Annotated in this window: 1 protein-coding gene (only partly in view); it reads right to left on the bottom strand. The window is 35.5% G+C overall.

The features are described from left to right. Positions 1-20,836 carry the 5' portion of a non-ribosomal peptide synthase/polyketide synthase gene (locus WJM97_RS00460; protein WP_353931123.1) on the bottom strand. The gene continues 16,190 nt to the left of window position 1, outside the view, so the window shows 20,836 of its 37,026 coding nt (coding positions 1-20,836); the start codon lies at positions 20,834-20,836; the stop codon falls past the left edge of the window. Positions 20,837-20,955: the final 119 nt, after the last annotated feature.

The raw sequence follows: 20,955 nt of genomic DNA, 5'->3' as shown, positions 1-20,955 counted from the left end.
CTATTTTATTTCTATCTATTTCTGCTGGTACTGTTAGTAAAAATGCTTGGTTAAAGTGATGGGTTTCTGGTCTATTTTGCTCCAAGAACCATTTTTGAATTGGTGTTAAGAGGAAGTTTCCACTAACTGTGACCTGTTCTATTTCTAGGGTTTTAATTGTTCCTGCTACTGCTGCTAGTTCTCCTATGGTTTGATTCGCAAATAGTTGTTTTAAGGTGATTTCTATTCCCTGTTGTTTGGCTTTTGCTATGATTTGAATACTGAGAATTGAGTCTCCACCTAGTTCAAAGAAGTTATCATTTATTCCTATTTTTTCTATTCCTAATACTTGTTGCCAAATTTCTGCTAGTTTGGTTTCTATTTCTGTTTTTGGTGCTATATATTTTTTTTCTATTTCTGTGTTTGTTTTTGGTTCTGGTAGTGCGCGTCTGTCTATTTTTCCGTTGGGTGTTAATGGTAAGTTTTCCAGATATACAAAGTTACTTGGTATCATGTATTCTGGTAGTTTACTTTTTAAATATTTTCTCAGTTCTTTTGTTTTCAGTTTTGTTTCTGAGACTATATAAGCTACTAATTTTTTATATCCTGGTTTGTCTTCTCTAACTACAACTACTGATGTTTGTACATTTTCATTTTGATTGAGTGCTGTTTCTATTTCTCCTATTTCTATTCTGAATCCTCTTATTTTTACTTGGTTATCGCTTCTTCCTAAGTATTCTATGTTTCCATCTGTTAAGTATCGTACTAGGTCTCCTGTTTTGTAGAGTTTGGTTTTTCCGTTGTCAAAGGGGTTAGGGATAAATTTCTCTGCTGTCAGTTCTGGTCTGTTTAAATATCCTCTTGCTAAACCTGTTCCTGCTATATGTAGTTCTCCTGCTACTCCTACTGGTACTGGTTGCAGATTGCTGTCTAATATGTATACTTTGGTATTATCTATCGGTTTTCCAATACTTGGTGATGTTTGTTTTTGTGTTTCTAATATGCAAGATGTGGTGACTACTGTGTTTTCTGTTGGTCCATAGTTGTTAATTACTTGGAAGGGTATTTTATTTGTTGGATTTTGGGTTAATTTATCTCCTCCTGTGAGTAGGTAGCGTAGTTTTGTTTTTTCTTTTTTCCAGTCTAGTTTTAATAGTTCTTGGGTTATTGGTGTGGGTACAAAGCTAATGGTTATTTGATTTTCTGTTAACCATTTTTGCAGTTGTTCTGGTGATACTAATATTTCTTTTCTAACTAGATGTAATGTTGCTCCTGCTGTTAGGTATGGCCATGTTTCCCATACTGCTGCATCAAATCCTGTTCCTGCTAGTTGGGTGGCTTTATCTGCTGTGGTTATTTTAAATTGTTTTTGATGCCAATTGATTAGGTTTGTTAGTCCTTGATGGGTTATTTCTACTCCTTTTGGTGTTCCTGTTGAACCACTTGTGTATATTATGTAAGCTAGGTTATTTGATGTTATTTCTTTGTGGGGATTTTTTTGATTTTGTTGATTTATTTTTTCCCATTCTGTGTCTAAACAGGTTGTTTGTGTTTGATTGTTTTGGATTTTTTGTTTGAGGTTTTGTTGTGTTAGTAGGATGTTTATTTTGGTATCTTCTAAGATGAATTTGATTCTTTCTGTGGGATATTCTGGGTCTATTGGTAGGTATGATGCTCCTGCTTTTAATATTCCTAATTGTCCGATTATCATTTCTAGGGAGCGCTCTACGCATATTCCTATTAAAATATCTGCTTTCACTCCCAAGGATATTAAATAATGTGCTAGTTGATTTGCTTTGTTATTTAATTCAGAATAGGTTAATTGTTGATTTTCAAATACTACTGCTACAGCATCCGGTGTTTTTTCAACTTGTTCTTCAAACAACTGATGAATACATTTATCTTTTGGATATTCTGTTTCTGTTTGATTCCAATCAATTAATAATTGTTTTTCTTCTGTTGCTGTTAAAATAGGTAATTGATTAATTTCCCCTTGAGAATTTTCCACAATTGCTGATAACAAAGTCAGAAAATGACCCAACATTCTATTAATCGTTCCCTCATCAAAACGACTATTATCATAACTAACCTTCACCCACAACTGCTCACCAGGACCAGAAATTACAGTCAGCGGATAATTTGTATGTTCAATTCCTCGGAAATTCTCAACCTGTAAACCACCATCATCATCTAAAGTATCCGCATCAACCGGATAATTTTCAAACACAACCAAACTATCAAATAAAGACGTACCTCTCGTCACATCACTCCATCCTTGAATTTCCACCAAAGAACAATAAGAAAACTGTTCAGACTCCACCTGTTGCTGCTGTAATTCTTTTAATAAAGACAAAACATTATTATCATCTGAAACCTGAACTCGCACAGGTAAAGTATTAATAAATAACCCCACCATTGACTCCACACCAGGTAAAGATGGAGGACGACCAGAAACAGTAGAACCAAACACTACATCATTTTCTTGACTGTAACGAGACAACAACAAACCCCAGACACCTTGCACCAAATTACTCATCGTTAATTGATGCTTTCTCACAAACTCTGTCGCTTTATTGGTTTTCTCAACTGATAAATAAACAACTTCTTCTTTATATTCACTTTGTGTTTTTTGACTTGATAATGATTTCTCAACCACTAACGGAGTTGGTGCATCAAAACCACTAAGTTTTTCTTGCCAAAATTCTTGTGCAGCATCTTGTTTTTGCTGTTGTAACCACTCAATATAATTTCGATAATTGAGACTTGGTTTATTAACAGTTTCCACACCATCAATTATTTCTTGATAGAACTCAAACAAGTCCTTAAACACCAAAGGTAAAGACCAACCATCCAATAAAATATGATGATGACACCAGACAAATTGATAACTCTCATCACTTAATTGTAGTAAATACAATCTCATTAATGGAATTTTGTCAAGTTTAAATCCTTGTTTTCTTTCCTCTTCTAAAAATGTTTCTATTTCTGTTTGTTGTTCTGATAACTCTCTCCAGTCTCTAATTTCTACACCTAAATCTACCTGTTTATAAACCACTTGCACAGCTTGACTGAGAGATTCCCATATAAATGCAGTCCGGAAAATAGAATGACGATTGACTAATTTTTGCCATGCTTTTTCAAAAGCTTTAATATTTAATTCACCATTGAAAGTACAGGTTATTTGTTCAAAATACACACCACCTTCCGGTGCATACAAACTTTCAAATAACATCCCTTCTTGCATTGGTGACAAGGGATAAATATCTTCAATATTTTGCCAGTTTAGTTTACCCAGTTTACCTAAAACTCCATCTAATTCTGGTTGTTTGAGTTTTATTAACGGGAAATCAGAAGGTGTATATCCTACATTCTCTGGTTCTAAACAATGGGTTATTATCTCTTGCAGTGCTGTAATAAACTCTTGCGCTATTTTCTCAACAGTTGTTTTTTCATGAATATTATTACTGTATGTCCAGTTAATTTGTAAGTGTTCTTCTGCAATGATAGCGTTAATATCTAGTAAATTTGAACGTTGACCTACTGAACTTTGGTCTTGTCCACTAGACTCATCCGCAGATGATAGCAAAGATGATGTATTTAATGTTTGGGTAAATTGTCCTAAGTAGTTAAAGCTAATTTCTGCTTTGGGTGTTTTTGTTATTTGTTTTTTAATGCTTTTATCTTCACTCAAATAACGCAATACACCATATCCAATCCCTTTGTTCGGTATTTCTCTTAATTGTTCTTTGACTGATTTTATGGTGTTTTCTAAGTTATTGAATTCTGTTTTTTCAATATTTATAACTACTGGAAACATGGTTGTAAACCATCCAATAGTTCTGGATATCTCTACACCATCTAAAATATCTTCTCTACCATGTCCTTCTAAATTAAACAACACAGATTTTGAGTTTGTCCATTTACTCAAAACTAACACTAATGCAGTTAATAAGATATCGTTTATCTGTGTTTTATATGCTTTTGGTACTTCTTGTAATAATGCTGTTGTCTCTTTTTGGTTTAATGATACTGCTATATTTTGAGTTGATGATAAGGTGTTTTCACCTTCTTTATCTACAGGAATTGATTTAATTGCACTGTTTGATTTATTTACCCAATAATCAATTTCTGATTTTAATGTTTCTGTTTGTGCATATTCTGATAACTTCTCACTCCAGGTTTTAAAGGATGTGGTTTTTGCTGGTAGTTGGATTTTCTGATTTTGATTTAGTTGTTGATATCCTGTTTCTAGGTCTTCTAATAATATTCTCCAAGATATTCCATCTACTACTAGGTGATGAATTATTATTAATAGTCTTCCTGGTTGATTTTCTCCTAGTTTAAATAATCCCACTTTGACTAGATTAGATTCTAGGTCTAAACTTGCTTGCAGTGTATCCGCTGTGGTTTCTATTATTTCTGTTTTTTCTGTTTCTGTAACTTCGGAAATATCAAAGTATTCAATTTCAAAAGTTTCTATTGGTTCACTATGTGTTGCTTTCCATTGATTTTCTGTTTCTGTAAATCTCAATCTTAAAGCGTCATGATGATTGATGATTTCTTGCCAAGTTTTCTCTATTTTATTTCTATCTATTTCTGCTGGTACTGTTAGTAAAAATGCTTGGTTAAAGTGATGGGTTTCTGGTCTATTTTGCTCCAAGAACCATTTTTGAATTGGTGTTAAGAGGAAGTTTCCACTAACTGTGACCTGTTCTATTTCTAGGGTTTTAATTGTTCCTGCTACTGCTGCTAGTTCTCCTATGGTTTGATTCGCAAATAGTTGTTTTAAGGTGATTTCTATTCCCTGTTGTTTGGCTTTTGCTATGATTTGAATACTGAGAATTGAGTCTCCACCTAGTTCAAAGAAGTTATCATTTATTCCTATTTTTTCTATTCCTAATACTTGTTGCCAAATTTCTGCTAGTTTGGTTTCTATTTCTGTTTTTGGTGCTATATATTTTTTTTCTATTTCTGTGTTTGTTTTTGGTTCTGGTAGTGCGCGTCTGTCTATTTTTCCGTTGGGTGTTAATGGTAAGTTTTCCAGATATACAAAGTTACTTGGTATCATGTATTCTGGTAGTTTACTTTTTAAATATTTTCTCAGTTCTTTTGTTTTCAGTTTTGTTTCTGAGACTATATAAGCTACTAATTTTTTATATCCTGGTTTGTCTTCTCTAACTACAACTACTGATGTTTGTACATTTTCATTTTGATTGAGTGCTGTTTCTATTTCTCCTATTTCTATTCTGAATCCTCTTATTTTTACTTGGTTATCGCTTCTTCCTAAGTATTCTATGTTTCCATCTGTTAAGTATCGTACTAGGTCTCCTGTTTTGTAGAGTTTGGTTTTTCCGTTGTCAAAGGGGTTAGGGATAAATTTCTCTGCTGTCAGTTCTGGTCTGTTTAAATATCCTCTTGCTAAACCTGTTCCTGCTATATGTAGTTCTCCTGCTACTCCTACTGGTACTGGTTGCAGATTGCTGTCTAATATGTATACTTTGGTATTAGTAATGGGACGGCCAATGGTAATTTTTTGGTCATTAGAACTACATTGGGCAATTGTCGCGCATACACTTGCTTCCGTTGGCCCGTAAGCATTGAAAAATTTGATACTACCTGACCATTTTTGCATCAATTCTAGACTACAGGCTTCTCCTGCCACTATCAATGTCTGCAATGTTGGCAGATTTTCTACTTCCATTACTCCTAGCGCTGATGGTGGTAAGGTGATATGGGTAATGGCATATCTGCGTAATTGCTCAGTTAATGATATTCCTGGCATGAAAGCGTCTTTTGTTCCCAGGTATAATGTCGCACCTGAACCAAATGCCATTAATATTTCCCAAATGCACGCGTCAAAACTAAAGGATGCAAACTGAAGTACACGACTATCTGTGTTGACACCAAAAGTTTCAATTTGTGCTTTAGCAAGGTTATAAAGTCCTTTATGTTCAACCATTACACCTTTTGGTTTTCCTGTTGAACCACTTGTGTATATTACATTTGCTAGGTTGGAATTTGTGACATTTTGATTGATATTTTCTGTGCTATTTTCACTAATTTCTGCCCAAATTTGCTCTAAGATAATTTCTCTGGCTTGATGCTGAGGAAGTTTTTCTACCAGTTTTTGTTGTGTTAATAATATTTCTACCCCAGAATTTTCTAACATATAGCTAATTCTTTCTTGGGGATATTCTGGGTCTAATGGTAAGTATGCACCTCCTGCTTTTAATATTCCTAATAAACCAATGACCATTTCCTCAGAACGTTCTACAGATATTCCTACTAAAACATCTGCTTTTACTCCCAAGGATATTAAATAATGTGCTAGTTGGTTCGCTTTATTATTTAATTCTTTATAGGTTAATTGTTTTCCTTCAAATACTACTGCTGTTGCATTTGGTGTTTTTTCAACTTGTTCTTCAAACAATTGATGAATACATTTATCTTTTGGATATTCTGTTTCTGTATGATTCCAGTCTATTAATAATTGTTGTTTTTCTGTTTCTGTGAGTATTGGTAATTGGTTGATTTCTGCTGCTGGGTTTTCTACTATTGCTGATAACAGGGTGATAAGATTACCTGTCATTCTCTCAATAGTGCTGCTATCAAATAAATCTGTGTTGTATTCCCAACCACCAATTAAACCTGTTTCTGTTTGCTCTATTGATAGGGTTAAGTCAAATTTTGCTGTTGCTGTTTCTAAGGGTATTTCTTTCACTTTTAACCCTGTTAATTCCACCTCAGAATTGATAGCATTTTGCAGAACAAACATCACCTGTAATAATGGTGAATGACTCAGGTCTCTTTCTATTTCTAATGCTTCCACCAACATTTCAAAGGGTAAGTCTTGGTGTGCATACGCTGATAATGCTGTGGTTCTAATTTGAGTTAATAATTCATTGAAACTGGGATTTCCTGATAGTTTTGTTCTTAAAACTAAGGTGTTTACAAAGAACCCTATTAACCCTTCTATTTCTCTTTGGTTTCTATTTGCAATTGGTGAACCAACTAATATATCTGTTTGTCCTGTGTAGCGAGAAAGCAAGATATTGTAAGCTGCAAACAAGGTCATAAATAATGTTGCACCCTGCTTTTGACTGAGTGTTTCTAGTTCATTAGTTAACTCTTTTGATATTGTAAATTCTTGATATGCTCCTGCAAAGGTTTGTACTGCTGGTCTTGGTCTATCTGTGGGTAATGGTAAAAATGTGGGAGCGTTTTCTAGTTGTTTTTCCCAATAATTTAATTGTCTTTCTAAAACCTCACCTTGTAACCAGTTTCTTTGCCATATTGCAAAGTCTGCATATTGGATTTCTAATAGTGCTAATGGTGTTTCTTGTCCTTGAATATAGCTGTTATAAAGTGCTGACAACTCATCTATAAACACACCCATTGACCACCCATCTGAAATGATGTGGTGCATACACAGACTTAATATATTTTCTGTGTCCGATAGCAATATTAATGTGATTCTAATTAAAGATTCACTCTCCAGACTAAATCCTTGATTACTTTGTTGTTTTAATAGTTCTTTGACTGCTTTTTCTCTCTCAGTTATTGTTAATTGTCGTAGGTCAATTACTGATATTTGACGACTGTTTTGTGGGTGGATAATTTGCACCGCTTGACCATCAACTGTAACAAAATTTGTCCTTAATGATTCGTGACGATTGATGATTTCTGACAGACTTTTTTCTAGTGCTGATTGATTGAGATTACCTTCTAAATGCAGCGATAAAGGTATATTATATGATGCACTATTAGGCTCAAATTGATTGATAAACCATAACCTTTGTTGGGCAAAAGATAAGGATAATTCTGCATTTTCTTTCCTTACTAAAATTGGCTGTGCAGATATCTGTAAATTCTGTTTTTGTAGTTGTTCAATTAGTGACGCTAATTCCGCAACTGTGCTATTTGCAAATACTTTCTGTAATGGTATTTCTACTTGGAAACTGTGACGAATTCTAGAAACTAATTGTGTTGCTAATAATGAATGTCCACCAATTTCAAAGAAGTTATCATAAATTCCCACCCGCTCTATTTTCAGAACTTGCATCCATATTGATGTCAGTATTTCTTCTGTTGGTGTACGTGGTGCAATATATCCTAATTGAAGTTCGCTGTGATCTGGTGCTGGTAAAGCGCGACGATTTACTTTACCGCTAGGTGTCAATGGTAAAGATTCTAAGTACACAAAGATACTAGGAATCATGTATTCTGGTAAATTCTCTTTGATAAATTCCCGTAGTTCTTTTGAGGTGAGTGATGGTTGTTTTTTCGTTAAATATGCAACTAAACGTTTATCACCTGGAATATCTTCTCTGGCAATAACTACGGCTTGTTGCACTTGTGGGTGGGTATTTAGCAGTGCTTCTATTTCTCCTAACTCAATCCTAAACCCACGTATTTTTACTTGATTATCAATCCGCTCAATGTATTCGATATTTCCATCTTTTAAATAACGGACTAAATCCCCTGTTCTGTATAATTTCGTTTGACCATTATCCAATGGGTTAAGTATAAACTTCTCATTGGTGCGTTCTTCATCACCAATATATCCCTTTCCTAAACCTATTCCTCCAATGAATAATTCTCCTATCACTCCTACTGGTAATGGTTGCAATTCTTGGTTCAAAATATACAATTGCACGTTAGGAATTGGTTTACCGATGGGTATTGATTTATTAATAAAATCATGGGGTGTTTCTACTGTGTACGCTGCACAAACATCTGTACATTCTGTGGGACCATAACTATTAACTATTTTGGCTTGACAATGTTCTGAATTCAACCAATTTAATAAGCTGGGTACAGAAATTGGTTCTCCACCTAAAAATACATATTTTAATGATTTAGTTTTACTAAAGCTATCTTCCCCTGATGCGAGAATTGCTGAGAATGTACTCGGTGTACAATTCACCCATGTTGCTTGTTGTTTAGAGATAATTTCTAATATTTTACTTGGTTCAAACCCGTTAGGTGAGAGGTTTAATTTTCCTCCTATTAATAATGGTGTGAAAATGTTCTTTTGGGTGAGGTCAAAACTCAATGATGATATTAATGCTGTGCTGTCTTTTTCTGTGAATTGATAATCATTAATCATCCATTGAACTAGGTTGACAAAACCACGATGATAAACCGCTGCACCTTTTGGTTGTCCTGTTGAACCTGATGTATATATTGTGTAGATTAAGTTGTTTACTGTTGTTTCTGTGATTGGGTTTTCTTGACTATATTGATTGATTTTCTCCCTATCTGCATCTACACAAATGATGGTTTTTTCTTGGGGTAATCTAGTTAGTAAATGTTGTTGTGTTAATAATATTTCTACCCCAGAATTTTCTATCATGTAGCTAATTCTTTCTTGAGGATATTCAGGGTCAAGAGGAACATAAGCACCTCCTGCTTTTAATATTCCTAATAGTCCTATTACCATTTCCAGAGAACGTTCTACACATATTCCTATTAAGGTATCTGCTTTCACTCCCAAGGATATTAAATAATGTGCTAGTTGATTGGCTTTTTGATTTAATTCTGAATATGTTAGTTGTTGATTTACTCTCCGAGAAGCCGCGTTTGGCGCGTCTACAAATACTACTGCTACTGCATCAGGTGTTTTATTTACCTGTTCTTCAAATAGTTGATGAATACATTTATCTACAGGATATTCTGCTTCTGTTTGATTCCATTCTGTTAATAGTTGTTGTTTTTCAGATGTTGTTAATATTGCTAGTTCTTTAATTTCTGTTTGGGGTTTTTCTACTATTGCTGTTAACAGGGTGCTGAAATGTCCTGTCATTCTTTCTATTGTGCTGCTATCAAATAAATCAGTATTATATTCCCAAATTCCCACCATTCCCTGATTAGTTTGTTCCATTGTCAGGGTTAAATCAAACTTAGATGTGGTGGTTTCTAAGGGTAAGTCCTGCACTTCTAAACCTGTCAATTCTGGGTGTGACATGATGGCATTTTGCAAGACAAACATCACCTGGAATAAGGGTGAATGACTTAAATCTCTTTCTATTTCTAATGCTTCCACCAACATCTCAAAGGGTAAATCTTGGTGTGCATAAGCTGATAATGCTGTGTTTCTAATTTGTGTTAATAATTCATTAAAACTGATATTTTGTGATAGTTGGGTTCTCAATACTAAGGTGTTCACAAAGAAACCTATTAAACTTTCTATTTCTCTTTGGTTTCTGTTTGCTATGGGTGAACCTACTAATATATCTGTTTGTCCTGTGTACCTGGAAAGCAAGATATTATAAGCTGCAAACAGGGTCATAAATAAGGTAACACCTTGTTTTTGACTGAGTTTTTCTATTTCCTTACTTAATTCTTGGGAAATGCTAAATTGGTGATATTTTCCTACAAAGGTTTGTACTGCTGGTCTTGGTCTATCTGTAGGTAATGTTAAGAATTTGGGTGCGGTTTCTAGTTGCTGTTTCCAGTAGGTTAATTGTCTTGCTAATACTTCTCCTTGTAACCAGTTTCTTTGCCATATTGCAAAGTCCGCATATTGAATTTCTAATGCTGTTAATGGGGTTTCTTTTCCTTCAATGTAGGCGTTATATAATGTTGTTAATTCTTGACTGAATACTCCTATTGACCAAGCATCTGCTACTATGTGGTGCATACAAATTAGTAACAGATTTTCGGTTTCTGATAATTTGATTAATGTAGCTCGGAATAAGTTGTCACTAGCTAAATTGAAAGGTTGAATTGCTTGTTGTTTAATAAATTCTTCTGTCGCTTGTTGTTGTTCTTCTTTAGGTAATTTCTGCCAATCAATAATTTCTAATTGCCAATTGTTTTGGGTGTGAATTACTTGTTGAGGTTCTCCCTCAATGCTGACAAAGTTAGTCCTTAATACCTCATGACGGTTAATTATTTCTACTAAGCTTGCTGCTAATGCTGACTGATTGATATTACCTGTTAATTGCAAAGCTAAAGGTATATTGTATACACTACTTTCTGGGTCTAATTGCTCTAAAAACCATAATCTTTGTTGTGCATAGGATAATGGTAATTCTGAATTATTTTCTCTGACTTTTAACGGTTGTGTGGTCAGTTCTAATGCTTGTTTTTGTAACTGTTCTATGACTGGTGCTAATTTAGAAATTGTGTTATTTCCAAACAGTTCCCGCAATGGTAATTCTACTTTGAAAATGTTACGAATACGTGAAACTAATTGTGTGGCTAATAATGATTGTCCTCCTAATTCAAAGAAGTTATCATTAATACCTACTCGCTCTATTTTTAATACTTGCGCCCATATCAAGGCTAACATTTCTTCTGTGGTAGTGCTTGGTGCTACATATTTATCTGTAATTTCACCCTGTACATCTGGAGCAGGTAAGGCGCGACGATCTACTTTACCACTGGGGGTTTGTGGCATTTCTGCGAGGATGACAAAGGCGGTAGGTAGCATATATTCTGGTAGCTTTCCTTGCAGGAATTGACGTAAGCTACTAATTGTCAGTGTGTTTTTACCGACTACGTAAGCTACTAAACGTTTATCTCCAGGTATGTCTTCACGGGCGATCGCACAACATCCTTCTACGTCTTCATACTGACTTAATACCGCTTCTATTTCTCCTAGCTCGATACGGAAACCACGGATTTTGACTTGGTTATCTATGCGTCCTAAAAATTCAATGTTGCCATCGGGTAAATACTTGACTAAGTCACCTGTTTTATACAACCGTGAATTTTCATCAAAAGGATTAATTGTAAATCTTTCAGCGGTTAATTCCGGTCTGTTCAGGTATCCATCGGCTAAGGCTATACCACCTATATATAATTCCCCTGGTACTCCTACTGGTACTATTTGTAGTTGTTTATTCAATATATAAACTTGGGTGTTGGCAATGGGGCGGCCGATAGGAGGTAATAATGGCCAGGTTTCTACTTCCCCTGTTAATGTATAGGTTGTAACTACATGAGTTTCCGATGGTCCATAGTGGTTGTGTAGGGTGCAGTTATTAGTAAGTTTACTTAACCATTGGGCAATGCTAGGAGTAATTTGTAACTGTTCCCCTGCGGTGATGATTTCTTGGAGATGACTGGTGAAGAATTCCCGACTAACTGCTACTTCTGCTATTTGCTGTAACCCGACAAAGGGTATAAATAATCTCTGTATTCTGTTTTCTTCAATAAAACCTAGTAATGCTACTGCATCTAGGCGCATTTCTTCGGTAATTAATACCAATGTGCCGCCAGAATGCCAAGCGGTGAACATCTCATGGAAAGACGCATCAAAACTTAACGGGGAGAATTGTAAGGTACGTTTTTCACTGGTAACTTTTAATTCGTCAACGTGCCAGAATATCAAGTTAGCTAATGCTTTGTGACTCATGGCCACACCCTTGGGTTTACCCGTAGAACCAGATGTATAAATTACATATCCTAAGTTTTCTGATTTTACTTGGGGGTTGGTGTTTTCTTCGCTGTATTGGGAAATTACTGATAAATCCGTATCTACACAGATGGTATGACCTTGATATTGATTAAATTGTGATTTTAATGATGTTTGGGTGATTAAAACGGGTATGTTTGCATCCTCTACCATGAACTGTAAACGTTCTATGGGATATTCGGGATCTAAGGGTAAATACGCACCACCGGCTTTTAATATTGCCAAAATACCGACTATCATTTCTAGGGAACGTTGCACACATATTCCCACTACGACATCTGCTTTCACTCCTAGAGAAATGAGATGATTTGCTAGTTGGTTAGCGCGGTTATTTAATTGTTGATAGGTGAGTTTTTGATCTGCAAATTCAACCGCTATAATATCAGGTGTTTTTGTTACTTGTTCTTCAAATAGTTGATGTAAACATTGCTCATGGGGATATGCTTTTTCTGTATTATTCCAATCTCCTAAAAGTTGTTTTCTCTCTTGTTCAGAAATTAGGGAAGTGAGGTGATAACTACTTTCTGGAGTTTGTGCCATTGCCGTTAAAACGACATGATAATAATTACTAATTTGCTCAACTTGTGCAGGGGATAATTCACGGGGATTATATTCTAAATTGACAGTAATATCAGATGAACCAGGCTCAATACTAAATTGTGCTAAAAATGTGATGTTTGTTTGATCAAAAAACTTACCACCTAATATTGCTAAATTATCCAAACCAATTACCTGTTCATAAACATGAAAATTGGTAAAGTTAAATGCAGTTTCAAATAAAGATTGATTACCTAAATTATTCTGAATTTGTGAGAGAGGATAGCGACGGTGGGGTAATATTTCCTGTTCCTGTGCAAATACCTGTTTTACTAAGTCTATCCAACTTCCTCCAGATAGCTGTAAACGGAACGGTAATGTATTCAAAAATAATCCTAAAATTCTTTCCCCATCATTTTGTTCTGGGCGGCCATTTGTAACTACACCAGTAACAACATCTGCTTCACCGCTGAGGAAATTTAAAACTCGAAAATGGGCAGCTAATAAAACATTTTTTAAAGGAACTGCTGCGGTGTGGGCAAGTTGTTTTAAACCTGCGGAAATTTGAGGATTTAATCTTACTTGTTGAATCCCTATTTCTGGGTAAATTTCAATTTCATCACCCACAGAAGTCAAGCGGGGCAATTTTGTAAAGTTGCAATCTGCTAATTTTTTTTGCCAATATTGCTGTGTCGCTAAAGATGATATTGCTTGTTGTTCTAAAGCAATAAAATCTCGGTATTTAACGCTAAATTCTGGTGAGACATCCTCTACTTTTTCACCCAATAAAGATAGATAACGTTTAAATAATTCCGTTGTTAAAGATGCCACACTCCAACCATCGAGAATAGCATGATGGAAACTCACAGTGATATTAAATGTTTCTGCTGTCCGCCGATGCAAAAAGAATCTTAATAAAGGTGCTTGACTCCAATCAAAATGTTGTTTCTTCTCAATTTCAAACCAACTATTTAATGCTTCTTCCTGTTGAGTTTCAGATAAGTGACTCCAATCTTCTACCGCCAATTTTACGGTTACTTTTCTATGTACAAATTGTAAAGGTACACTAAAATTACTCAAATCAAAGGAAGTCCGTAAAACTGGATGATTATTAATTAAATCATTGATAGCTTGTTCTAAAATGGGAACATTTAAAGTTGTGCGGAGATGATAGCTAAAAATATCATGATAAACTGCACTTTCTTGGTTATATTCACTATGATAAATCATCCCCAATTGCAGCATTGCCAAGGGGTAAGCATCTTCTAAACCATCAGGTAAAAGTTGTTGATCAGCAGCAGCAACTAAACTAAATGGTTGAGTTAATTGTAATTTGCTAATCTCCTGATTTTCTGCTTTTAAACCTTGCACTAATTCGGCAATGGTTTGATGTTGAAATAGCTGTTTAACAGTTAAATTCAAACCCTGTTCTCTCGCTTGAGATAGGACTTGAATACTCCGAATTGAGTCCCCACCTAAAGCAAAGAAATTATCATTAATTCCCACCTGTGCTACATCTAAAACCCGACTCCAAATAGCTGCTAATATTTGTTCTTCTGATGTCCGGGGAGCAACAAAAATATTCTCTAATTCTGGTCTAGCGCTGTCTGGTGCGGGTAAAGCGCGTCTGTCTATTTTACCGTTAGATGTCAAGGGTAATGATTGCAAGGATACAAACACACTGGGAATCATGTAACTTGGCAGTTGTTCACCCAGAAATTGCCGTAATTCCGCTGAACTGGGAGTTATGCCTGTATTGCTGACTACATAAGCCACCAAGCGTTTGTTACCTGGTTCATCTTCCCTCACCACTACCACAGTTTCCCAAATATCAGGATGTGCAGCTAGTGTAGCTTCTATCTCCCCTAATTCTATACGGAAACCACGTATCTTAACTTGGTTATCTATGCGTCCTAAATATTCTAATTCGCCGTTCGCTAAATACCGGGCTAAGTCCCCAGTTCTATATAATTTCGTTCCCTCTCTAAAGGGGTTAGGTATAAATCTTTGCTCTGTTAAATCTGGACGGTTGAGATAACCACGGGCTACCCCGTCTCCACCTACGTACATTTCCCCGGTAATTCCTACGGGTACAGGTTGTAAATTTTCATCTAGTACATATACTTGTAAATCAGGAATCGGACAACCGATGACGCTGGCCGCGCTGTTTAAGTCGGCTTTACTCAAAGGACGATAGGTAACGTGTACGGTGGTTTCCGTGATCCCGTACATATTCACTAACTGGGGTACTTGATCACCGTGTCTTTCAAACCAAGGTTGTAAACTTTGAATTTCTAAGGCTTCTCCCCCAAAAATCACGTAGCGCAAATGTATTGTTTTTGCTGTTGTTGCTGCTTCAGCTTGGATTAACTGCCGGAAAGCGGAAGGGGTTTGATTGAGAACTGTAACCCGTTCTTGTGATAATAATTCATAAAATGATTCTGGCGATCGCGTCACCATATAAGGTACTATCACTAACTTGCCACCGTATAACAATGCACCCCAAATTTCCCACACGGAGAAGTCAAACGCATAGGAATGGAACATTGTCCAGACATCATTCTGATTAAATTGATACCAAGCATCTGTAGCAGCAAATAACCGCACCACGTGACTATGATTAATTAATGTCCCCTTGGGTTTACCTGTCGAACCAGAGGTATAAATAACGTAAGCTAAATTTGCGGAAGTATTATTAATAACCGGGTTTTCCTGACTAGCAGTAGCGATATTTTCCCAATCTCGATCTAAACAAATTACCTGGGCGCTGTGTGGCGGTAAACTTTCTAAGCATTTTTCCTGAGTTAATAAAATTGATACCTGGGAATCACTTAACATATATTCCAGGCGATCGCGTGGATAATCTGGATCTAATGGCACATAAGCACCACCAGCTTTTAATATCCCCAAAATACCAACCAACATTTCCATAGAACGCTCTACAGATATTCCCACTAAAACATCTGCACCCACACCCAAAGAACGCAAATAATGAGCGACTTGGTTAGCTTTATTATTTAACTCCCGATAGGTTAATTGTTCACTTGCAAACACCACCGCCACAGCATCAGGAGTCTTTTCTACCTGTTCTGCAAACAACTGATGAAGGCATTTTTTGGCAGCATATTCTTGTATATTATTCTGGCTATTTAATAATATTTGTTTCTCAGTTTCAGTTAATATTGGTAACTCATTAATTCTCCTTTGGGGAGCTTCCACAATTGCCGTTAACAACGTGATAAAATGCCCCATCATTCTGTCAATGGTACTCCGATCAAACAAGTCAGTGCTATATTCCCACACACCTACTAATTCTGAACCTGTATTCTCCATCAACAGCGATAAATCAAACTTAGAAGTCGGACTATCTATCACCTCTGGATGAACATTTAAACCAGTCCATTGAGTAGATGACATCGGGGCATTTTGCAACCCAAAAACCACTTGAAAAATAGGTGTATAACTAAGATTTCTTTCCGGTTGCAAAGTTTCCACCAACATCTCAAACGGCAAATTTTGATGGCTATAAGCTGCCATTGCCATTTCTCGAATTTGGGGCAATAACTCCTGAAATTGGGGATTACCAGCCAAATTCCCCCGCATCACCAAAGTATTAATAAAAAAGCCAATTAAACCTTCAATTTCATGACGATCTCGATTAGCAATAGGCGAACCAACTAAAATATCTGTTTGTCCCGTATAGCGATAAAGCAAAGTTTGAAAAGCCGTCAACAAAGTCATAAACAAAGTTACACCTTGCTGCTGACTTAACTTTGTTAACTTCTCCGTTAATTCCGCTGAAATTGTAAATTCTACATTCCCACCTGCAAAAGTTTGTACCGCTGGTCGGGGTCTATCTGTAGGTAAAGATAACAAAGCAGGAGCATTTTCTAACTGTTTTTGCCAGTAACCTAACTCTCTTTTTAAAACATCACCTTGTAACCAGTTTCTCTGCCAAATTGCAAAATCAGCATATTGAATTGGTAAAGGTTTTAAAGGCGATATTTCCCCAACCACAAAAGCACTATAAAGCGCCCCTAATTCCTCAGCCAACAAACCTATAGACCAACCATCAGAAACAATATGGTGCATACACACCAACAATAAATGTTCAGTTTCCGACAACACAATTAAAGTAGCTCTAATTAAAGCCTTACTTGCTAAATTAAATGGTTGAATTGCCTGTTGATATGCTAAATTTTGCGTCGCTGTTTCTGCTTCTAAATCAGATAAATTTCGTAAATCAACTACTGTAATTTTCCAGTTTAATTCTGAATGAATAACTTGTTTAGCTTGACCCTGATCAGCAACAAAATTAGTCCTTAAAACCTCATGACGGTCAATAATTTCTAGGAAACTTTTCTCTAAAGCTGCCAAGACAAGATTACCTTGTAAACGTAACCCCATCGGCATATTATACAAAGGACTATTTGGTTGTAATTGATCAATAAACCATAACCTTTGTTGGGCAAAAGAAAGAGGTAAATTTTGATTATCTTCCCTAACTAAAATCGGTGTTGCGACAACATCTAAACCTTCCTGTTGTAACCCTTGAATATTTGCAGCTAACTGGGCAATTGTCGGATGAGAAAAAATACTTCTTAAAGAAAGTTCTACCTGAAAACTACTCCGCACACGGGAAATAATTTGGGTTGCTAATAAAGAATGTCCACCAATTTCAAAGAAATGATCATAAATTCCCACCCGTTCTATTTTCAGAACTTGCTGCCAAATTACCGCTAAAATTTCCTCAATGGGGTTACGTGGTGCAACATATTCACCCGATAATTCCTGACTGAAATCTGGTGCTGGGAGAGCGCGACGATCCACTTTACCACTAGGTGTTAATGGTAGTGAATCTAACATCATGATCACCCCAGGAATCATATAATCTGGTAATTCTCCTTGCAGAAATGCCCGTAAGTCACCAGCAGTAATTGATACTTTTTCTTTGAGAACAACATAACCAACTAAACGCTTATCCCCCGGTATATCCTCACGGGCAATTACACAAGCTGCTTTGACACCCTCAAATTTACTGAGTAAAGATTCAATTTCCCCTAACTCAATTCTAAAACCACGTATTTTTACTTGATTATCTATCCGCCCAATGTATTCGATATTTCCATCTTTTAAATAACGGACTAAATCCCCTGTTCTGTATAATTTCGTTTGACCATTATCCAATGGGTTAAGTATAAACTTCTCATTGGTGCGTTCTTCATCACCAATATATCCCTTTCCTAAACCTATTCCTCCAATGAATAATTCTCCTATCACTCCTACTGGTAATGGTTGCAATTCTTGGTTCAAAATATACAATTGCACGTTAGGAATTGGTTTACCGATGGGTATTGATTTATTAATAAAATCATGGGGTGTTTCTACTGTGTACGCTGCACAAACATCTGTACATTCTGTGGGACCATAACTATTAACTATTTTGGCTTGACAATGTTCTGAATCCAACCAATTTAATAAGCTGGGTATTGATATGGGTTCTCCACCTAAAAATACATATTTTAATGATTTAGTTTTACTAAAGCTATCTTCCCCTGATGCGAGAATTGCTGAGAATGTACTCGGTGTACAATTCACCCATGTTGCTTGTTGTTTAGAGATAATTTCTAATATTTTACTTGGTTCAAACCCGTTAGGTGAGAGGTTTAATTTTCCTCCTATTAATAATGGTGTGAAAATGTTCTTTTGGGTGAGGTCAAAACTCAATGATGATATTAATGCTGTGCTGTCTTTTTCTGTGAATTGATAGTCATTAATCATCCATTGAACTAGGTTGACAAAACCACGATGATAAACTGCTGCTCCTTTTGGTTTTCCTGTTGAACCTGATGTATATATTGTGTAGATTAAGTTGTTTACTGTTGTTTCTGTGATTGGGTTTTCTTGACTATATTGATTGATTTTCTCCCTATCTGCATCTACACAAATGATGGTTTTTTCTTGGGGTAATCTAGTTAGTAAATGTTGTTGTGTTAATAATATTTCTACCCCAGAATTTTCTATCATGTAGCTAATTCTTTCTTGAGGATATTCAGGGTCAAGAGGAACATAAGCACCACCAGCTTTTAATATTCCTAATAGTCCTATTACCATTTCCAGAGAACGTTCTACACATATTCCTATTAAGGTATCTGCTTTCACTCCCAAGGATATTAAATAATGTGCTAGTTGATTGGCTTTTTGATTTAATTCTGAATATGTTAGTTGTTGATTTACTCTCCGAGAAGCCGCGTTTGGCGCGTCTACAAATACTACTGCTACTGCATCAGGTGTTTTATTTACCTGTTCTTCAAATAGTTGATGAATACATTTATCTACAGGATATTCTGCGTCTGTTTGATTCCATTCAATTAATAATTGTTGTTTTTCAGATGTTGTTAATATTGGTAGTTCTTTAATTTCTGTTTGGGGTTTTTCTACTATTGCTGATAACAGGGTGATAAGATTACCTGTCATTCTTTCTATTGTACTGCTATCAAATAAATCAGTATTATAATTCCATGTTCCCTTTAAAGAAGCAGCATCATTAATAATAGTTAAAGTTAAATCAAAAGCAGCACCTTTTGTATTGGTAATAATTGGTTCTAATATCAATCGGTCATTAGTATCTGTATTTTCAAAATCATTAATATTACTTCTATCCCAAGCAAACACTACTTGATAAATAGGTGAAATACTTGTATCTCTCGCTGGTTGTAGTTTTTCTACCAACAGCGGAAATGGATATTCTTGATGTTCTAAAGTTTCTAATACACAGGTTTTTGTTCTTGCTAATAATTCTGATAAAGTGGGATTTCCTGATAAATCACCTCTTAACACTACAGGGTTAGTAAAATAACCAACAATTCTTTCAAATTCAGGACGACTTCTATTTATTGTCGGTGTCCCGATGATAATATCTTCTTGATTTGTATATTTAGATAATAAAATCTGGAATACTGTTAACAAAAGCATATAAAGAGAAACTCTCTCTTTTCTTGCTAATGTTTGTAAACCTTCCAATAATTTATGCTCAACATTAAATACTAAAGAATTACCATTATAAGTTTGTTCTTGAGGTCTTTGTCTGTCAATTGGTAAATTAATTAATGGCAATTCTCCTGATAATTTCTGCTGCCAAAATTGCCATAACTTATCACCATAGTCACCTGATAATATTTCCTCAGACCATTTAACATAATCTTCATACTCACTGGGTTTTTCTGGTAATAGTGGTTCTTTATCTTTAACTATCGCATCATATAATATTTCTAATTCTTCAACAATTATATCTGAAGACCAAAGATCACTAATAATATGATGTTGGACAATAGTTAAAATATATTCATTTCTCGCCTTATTATTAATCAATAAATGAAAGCGAATTACTGACCCATTCTCTAAATCAAAAGGTACAGCACTCTTTTCTAATAACCAATTATTAACTTCCCCTTGACTCCATGCAAAAGCATTGTTTACAGTAAATTCTACTGGTTGATTTTCATTTACTTTTTGCACTGGTTCACCATCAATGATGGTAAAATTAGTTCTTAAAGCGGGATGTCTGTCTATGACTGCTTGTGCCGCTGTTTGCAGTGCGGTAATATCTAAATTATGTGATAACTTAGCTGCATAAGAAAGATTATAAGCTGCACTTTCTGGTGCTAATTGATATAAAAACCATAAGGCTTTTTGTCCATGGGATAGGGGATAGGTTTCTGTATCTTCACTTTTCTGGGAGAGGATACGGATAATTTCTACTTTGTTTTGTTTAATTTCTACTAATAATTCTGGTGTCAGCGCCGTTTCGGACGCTCTATAGCGCAGTTTATCTCCCTCAACCCACAGTTCTATTTTTTGCACTGACAGGGTTTTTAACAGTTCTTTTAAATTCATAACTGACCTTTTGTATAATTATCTACTAAGGGTGTTTCCTGCTCAGGTTTAGCTTTTTTGGTAATTAAAAGCCCATATCTTTACAGTATTTACTCTACTAGCCATCTCCAGAAATAAGG

It is taken from the genome of Okeanomitos corallinicola TIOX110, assembly GCF_038050375.1.
Classification (GTDB): domain Bacteria; phylum Cyanobacteriota; class Cyanobacteriia; order Cyanobacteriales; family Nostocaceae; genus Okeanomitos; species Okeanomitos corallinicola.
This window is presented reverse-complemented; position numbering and strand designations above follow the sequence as displayed.